Consider the following 6000-nt stretch of genomic DNA (forward strand, 5'->3'; position numbering starts at 1 on the left):
AATGCGCGAGCCCCCGGTTCCTATGGCTGTCGCAGACGGCAGTGAAGCGGAGGATCGCCATGAAAGAGCAAGACACACAGCCGACACAGCGCCGGCACGCGACGACGCACCATTACCTGATGTTCGCCATCAATATGGCGCTCAGTCTGATCGTCATGTATATCGTGATGTTCTCGATGATCGACGGCTGGGCCGATTTCCGTAACAACCTCAACACCTTCTACATGGCGTTGACGATGGTCGCTCCGATGGGAATCATCATGCTCGCGACCATGGGCGGGATGTACAAGAACAAGGGTCTGAACATAGCCCTTTATCTCGGTCTGGCCGCCCTCTTCGTCGCGGCGTTTACGGGAACCCGCATCCAGGCCCGGATCGACGACGATCAGTTCGTCGCCTCGATGATCCCCCATCATTCGGGAGCTATTCTGATGTGCCGCGAAGCGACGCTCACGGACGAGGAACTGGTGAATCTATGCAGGCAAATCTCAGAAGGGCAGCGCAAGGAAATCGAGCAGATGAACTCGATTAAAGCGAGACTGAATAGTTCCGGCTGAACGAAGCGCTGCGGGACGATCCGCCAAATCAAATGCCAAGTGCCGACTGCATTCCGAGCGTTGCCGTGGCGAGGACAAGATAGCGCCCCGTTTTGGCGATTGTGACCAGCAGCAGGAAGGACCACCAGGGCTCCCGCAAAACGCCAGCAAGCACGGTCAGTGCGTCTCCAAAGATAGGCATCCAGGAGAGGAGCAGCGACCAGCGGCCATAGCGACGGTACCATCCGCCTGCCTTCTCCAACGAGGACGCCTTCACCGGAAACCATGAGCGGTCGTGAAACCGATCGATGAAGCGTCCGAGCACCCAGTTGCAGACCGACCCCAGCACGTTGCCGAGGCTGGCGACGACGAGCAGCCAGATCGTCGAGAATTTGCCTGACGCAAGCAGTCCGACAAGCAGCGGCTCGGACTGGAAAGGCAGTACGGTCGCCGCGCCGAGTGCAACCAGGAAAAGGCCGAGGTACGCAGTCAGGCTCGTCATCGAACCTCTTGCGGATTGGCGGACAGGGACGGCGAATGATGATGATGCTGCTTTCTGCTCCCAGCCATTTCTCGCTTGACCTTGCCATCGTTGAAACCATTACACCGAATTCAGCATCGGATCGACGGCGCGACCGGTTCGCTGCGGTGCCACATAATAGACGCGAATCGCGTCAAGGTTAGAAACTGACAATTGACAACTTCGGGACCAATGTTAGTCCTCGGGTATGGGTATGCCTCGAATCACATTGCAAAAGATGCTGATTCTGCTTCGCTTGGTGATTGTCATGTCGCTGGCGGGATACTCGTTGCCGACCGCCTCCGCCGCGATGCACGGAGCTTGGGCGAATTCCGACATCGTTCAGTTCAATGACCACCACGAAATGGCGACACCCGACCATCGCCACGGCGATCACCATACCTCCCCGGAAGACTTTCAGAAGCTGGTGAAGACCGACTGCTGCAAGGGCTTCTGCGTCAGCATGGCCATCGTCACCGACGCCGACGCGGTCGGCGGGCCCCGTGTCGCTTCCATCCGCGAGTTCGTCGACGATGCCCGAACGATGGGCGAACTCCCGCCGCTGCACCGCCCCCCGAATATCTGAGTAGGACATATCCGCTTTCGCGGGTCGAATCCGTGCGTTCGTGAGCGTTGTTTGCTCGCAAGCGCCGCTGCAATTCCTATTCGGACATAACCATGAGACCTTTGTTTATCATGGCCGCACTGCCGCTATTTGCCAGCGGATGCGCCACCACATTACCTCCCGACGTCATTGCTTCGGACGATCTCGCCGCCTCGCAGGCCGAAGTCCGCCCCCTCAGATATACGAGCCCGGTCTCGGGCTACACCCATCGCGTCCCGGTCGATCCCAAGCCGTGGCGTAACCAGAACGACGCACAGACTCCGGAAGGAGGCGCGTCATGATGAACGCCAGACTTGCCGCGACGCTTGCTCTGCCACTGGTGCTTGGCGGCTGTGTCTCGGCCACCGAGTATGCGGCGAAGAATGCCGGGTTCTCTTCCGTCGAGGCGAAGACGGCTGAGGCCACGGGCAAGCAGACGGTCTGGGTGCAGAACCAGCAGCAGGCTCGCGTCGTGTCGGACCGGGTGAAGACGCTGATCGCGAAGAAGACCATCGACGTCGAGACGGCGGTTCAGGTCGCGCTGCTCAACAACAAGGGCCTGCAGGCCGCCTATGCCGATCTCGGCGATTCCGCCGCCGACGCCTGGCAGTCGACGATGTTAGTCAATCCGACCGTCGCAATCGGCTTCAACGGCATCGGCGCACCGGGGATCGAGGCCTTCAGATCCGTCGAGGGCATAATCGCCTCCAATATCCTGGCGCTTGCCACGCGACAACGGGACATTGCCATCGCCGATACCCGGTTCCGGCAGGCGCAGTTGAATGCGGCACTACAAACGCTGCAGCTCGCCGCCGACACGCGACGTGCCTGGATCAATGCGGTCGCAGCCTGGGAAACGGTGGCCCAGCTCAACCAGGCGCAGGCCGCGGCAGACGCCGCCTCCGAACTCGCGCAGAAGCTTGGCGAGACTGGAGCGATGACCAAGGGCTCCCAGGCTCGCGAGCACGTCTTCTACGCCGAACTGGCGGGACAGGCGGCCAAGGCGCGGCTGGAGGCTCGCCTCGCCAAGGAGGAATTGACGCGGCTGATAGGCCTGTGGGGCTCGGATATCGACTACCAGATCCCGAACCGTTTGCCGCCGCTGCCCAAGGGTCTGATCAAGCTCGACCTCATCGAGGCGGAAGCTCTGCAGCGCCGCGTCGACCTGCAGATGGCGAAGCTCGATCTCGAGGCGACGGCCAAATCCTACAAGCTCACCGAAGCGACCCGCTACGTCACCGACCTCGAACTCCTGACCGGCTTCGAGACCGAACGCGAGAAGGAGGACGGCGAGGTCGAGACCGAGACGACCGGCCAGGCCGAGCTGGAGTTCGTCATCCCGATCTTCGACAGCGGCAAGGCGCGCATGCGCAAGGCCGAGCTCGCCTATATGCGGGCGGCAAACCTGCTCGCGGAGAAGGCGGTGAACGTCCGCTCCGAAGCACGCTCCGCCTATCAGGCCTATCGCGCCAACTACGACATCGCCGGGCATTACCGCAACAACGTCGTGCCACTGCGCACCAAGATCGAGGAGGAGTCCCTCCTCACCTACAACGCGATGATCACCAACGCATTCGAGCTGCTCGCCGACACGCGCGACAAGGTCAATTCGATCCTGCTTGCGGTCAACGCCAAGCGCGACTTCTGGCTGGCCAAGGCAAACCTCGCTCCCGCGATCTACGGCGGCGGCGCGGGCGCGGCCTCGAGAGAAACGGAAGTCGCGGCTGCCGCCGAAAGCGGCGGTGGCGGTCATTAAGGAAAGGAACAGGCAATGTTCAACAGAAGACAATTGCTCGGCGCGAGCGCCGCACTGGTGTCGACCGCCGCCTGGGCGAAGACCTCCAACATGGGCCTGCCAGAGGCCGCCGTGATGGAGACGGCGGAGACCCAGCCGCCGGTAAAGCCGACGTCCGGTCCGGACTACAACCCTGTAGTTACCCTCAACGGCTGGACACTGCCCTACCGGATGAACAACGGCGTCAAGGAATTCCACCTCGTCGCCGAACCGGTCGAGCGGGAAATGGCAGAGGGCATGACCGCCTATCTCTGGGGCTATAACGGCCAGTCGCCGGGTCCGACCATCGAAGCGGTCGAAGGCGACCGAGTGCGCATCTTCGTCACGAACAAGCTGCCGGAGCATACGACGATCCACTGGCACGGCATGATCCTGCCCTCCGGCATGGACGGCGTCGGCGGCCTGACGCAGCCGCATATCCCGGTCGGCAAGACCTTCGTCTACGAGTTCGACCTCGTGAAGTCGGGCACCTTCATGTACCACCCGCATTCCGACGAGATGGTGCAGATGGCGATGGGCATGATGGGCTTCTTCGTCGTCCATCCCAAGGACCCGAAGGTCATGCCCGTCGACCGCGACTTCGTCTTCCTGCTCAACGCCTACGACATCGACCCCGGCTCCTACATGCCGCGCGTGATGGAGATGACCGACTTCAACATGTGGTGCTGGAACAGCCGCGTATTCCCGGACATCAGCCCACTCGTCGTATCCAAGAACGACCGGGTGCGCGTCCGGGTCGGCAATCTCACGATGACCAACCACCCGATCCACATGCATGGCTACGACTTCGAGGTCACCTGCACCGACGGCGGCTGGGTGCGGCCGGAGGCGCGCTGGCCGGAGGTCAGCATCGACATCCCCGTGGGCGCGATGCGGGCCTACGAGTTCGACGCCAAATACGTCGGCGACTGGGCGATCCATTGCCACAAGTCGCACCACACGATGAACGCCATGGGGCACGACATCCCAACCTTCATCGGCGTCGACAAGAAGAAGGTCGCCGAGAAGATCAAGAAGCTCCAGCCGGAATACATGCCGATGGGCACCAAGGGCATGGCCGACATGGGCGAGATGGAGATGGAGATCCCCGAAAACACAATCCCGATGATGACCGGCTGGGGTCCGCACGGCCCCATCGAGATGGGCGGCATGTTCTCGGTCGTCAAGGTGCGCGAGGGCATCTCGGCCGGCGATTACGCCGACCCCGGCTGGTACGAAAACCCGGCCGGAACGCAAGCCTGGGAGTGGACGGGCGAACTTCCCGACTGGACCAAGGCGAAGGACGCCAAGACCCAGATCACGCCGAAGCACTCAAACCACGGCTGATCCGGCATGCCGATGTTCAACCAACCTAAGGACCACACAATGAAGGCTCAGATCTTCGGAGTTATCATCGCCGCACTCGCCACTCCGGCGTTCGCTGGTGGCAATCATGCAGGCGGCCACGGCGAGGCCATGGCCGTCGGCGAACCCGGCAAGAAAGCCGACGCCACCCAGACGATCCGGGTCACCATGAAGGAGACGGAAGACGGCAAGATGATCTTCACGCCGTCGACCTTCAAGGTCCGCAAGGGCCAGACCGTCCGCTTCGCGATCAAGAACGCGGGCGAACTCGAACACGAGTTCGTGCTCGATCAGGAAGACAAGATCATGGAGCACAAGGCGGTGATGGAGAAGTTCCCGGAGATGGAACACGACGATCCGAACGCGATCCGCCTGACCGCCGGGGAATCCGGCGAGATCGTCTGGAAGTTCACCAACGACGGCACGTTCAAGATCGCCTGCCTCGTGCCCGGCCACTACGACGCAGGCATGTACGGCGACGTCACCGTTGCCAAGAAGTGATCATCGAAAGGAGTTCAACATGAAAACGCTCGTCAAGCTCACGCTCGCCTCTGCGCTCGCCCTCGGAACAGCCGACGGAGCTCTCGCTGCCGAGTTCACCAAAGCCACTGTCAAGAAGATCGATCTCAAGGCAAAGAAGGTCACGCTGATCCACGAGGAACTGAAGAGCCTGGACATGCCCGCTATGACGATGGTGTTCCGCGTCCGGGACGACGCTCTCCTGGAGAAGCTGAAGGAAGGCGCGAATATCGAGTTCGTCGCCGAGCGCGTCGACGGCAAGCTGACCGTGACCGAGGTCAAGTAACCCCTGCAGCAGGACGCGGGTACCGCCCCCTGCGTCCTGCTCCGCTCAGTCGCTGGGGGCGACGAGCTCGTCAGCCTCTCTGCATCATGCGCCGCCACGGGATTGCCTGAACCGGTTTCCCCTGCACTATCAGTAAAGGGCTCAAGGCTCAGCGGAGCCAGCACCGACGACAGGGACAGCGGCCGGATTATGGGCCGCCGCACAGATGCGACGGGATCCGGAGGCATGGGTATTGTGCGACGCGTTGATTGCGGGCGTTGAGTGTTTGGTTGCGGGGGCCTGATTGCGCAGAGAGTTGTAATTTCATGTGTCTTTATGCGTTCAACTGGCACCACTCAGTTTCGGAACGGACGTTGCTGCGAACATGACACTACTCGACCCTGGCTGTGTAAAAAC

8 protein-coding genes are annotated in these 6000 nt (G+C 61.5%); 7 read left to right on the forward strand and 1 reads right to left on the reverse strand.

Annotation, left to right across the window (positions count from 1 at the left end):
• Positions 1-59: 59 nt before the first annotated feature.
• Complete coding sequence (locus tag AYK65_RS15120) at positions 60-557, forward strand: DUF305 domain-containing protein (protein ID WP_026616069.1); 498 nt, start codon at positions 60-62, stop codon at positions 555-557.
• 28 nt (positions 558-585) lie between these two features.
• On the opposite strand, the gene AYK65_RS15125 is transcribed toward AYK65_RS15120, so the two are convergent.
• Positions 586-1038, reverse strand: a complete 453-nt coding sequence (locus AYK65_RS15125; protein WP_026616068.1) for a YqaA family protein — start codon at positions 1036-1038, stop codon at positions 586-588.
• A gap of 226 nt (positions 1039-1264) precedes the next feature.
• On the opposite strand from AYK65_RS15125, the gene AYK65_RS15130 reads away from it, so the two are divergent.
• From AYK65_RS15130 to AYK65_RS15155, 6 genes are all read left to right on the forward strand, one after another.
• A complete protein-coding gene (locus AYK65_RS15130) occupies positions 1265-1642 on the forward strand; it encodes a hypothetical protein (protein ID WP_026616067.1) in 378 nt (125 codons plus the stop codon).
• A gap of 92 nt (positions 1643-1734) precedes the next feature.
• On the forward strand, positions 1735-1962 hold the full coding sequence (locus tag AYK65_RS15135) for a hypothetical protein (protein ID WP_081158867.1): 228 nt from the start codon (positions 1735-1737) through the stop codon (positions 1960-1962).
• Positions 1959-3416, forward strand: a complete 1458-nt coding sequence (locus tag AYK65_RS15140) for a TolC family protein (protein ID WP_081158869.1) — start codon at positions 1959-1961, stop codon at positions 3414-3416. The genes AYK65_RS15135 and AYK65_RS15140 overlap by 4 nt, the downstream gene beginning before the upstream one ends.
• 15 nt (positions 3417-3431) lie before the next feature.
• Positions 3432-4781: a multicopper oxidase family protein gene (locus AYK65_RS15145; RefSeq protein ID WP_081158870.1), complete on the forward strand. Its 1350-nt coding sequence runs from the start codon at positions 3432-3434 to the stop codon at positions 4779-4781.
• Positions 4782-4820: 39 nt separating this feature from the next.
• On the forward strand, positions 4821-5300 hold the full coding sequence (locus AYK65_RS15150) for a cupredoxin domain-containing protein (protein WP_034885678.1): 480 nt from the start codon (positions 4821-4823) through the stop codon (positions 5298-5300).
• Positions 5301-5319: 19 nt separating this feature from the next.
• The gene (locus AYK65_RS15155; RefSeq protein WP_046116988.1) at positions 5320-5604 is read left to right on the forward strand and encodes a copper-binding protein; all 285 of its coding nucleotides are present in this window, start codon (positions 5320-5322) and stop codon (positions 5602-5604) included.
• Positions 5605-6000: the final 396 nt, after the last annotated feature.

Source organism: Ensifer aridi (assembly GCF_002078505.1).
Taxonomy (GTDB): Bacteria; Pseudomonadota; Alphaproteobacteria; order Rhizobiales; family Rhizobiaceae; genus Sinorhizobium; species Sinorhizobium aridi.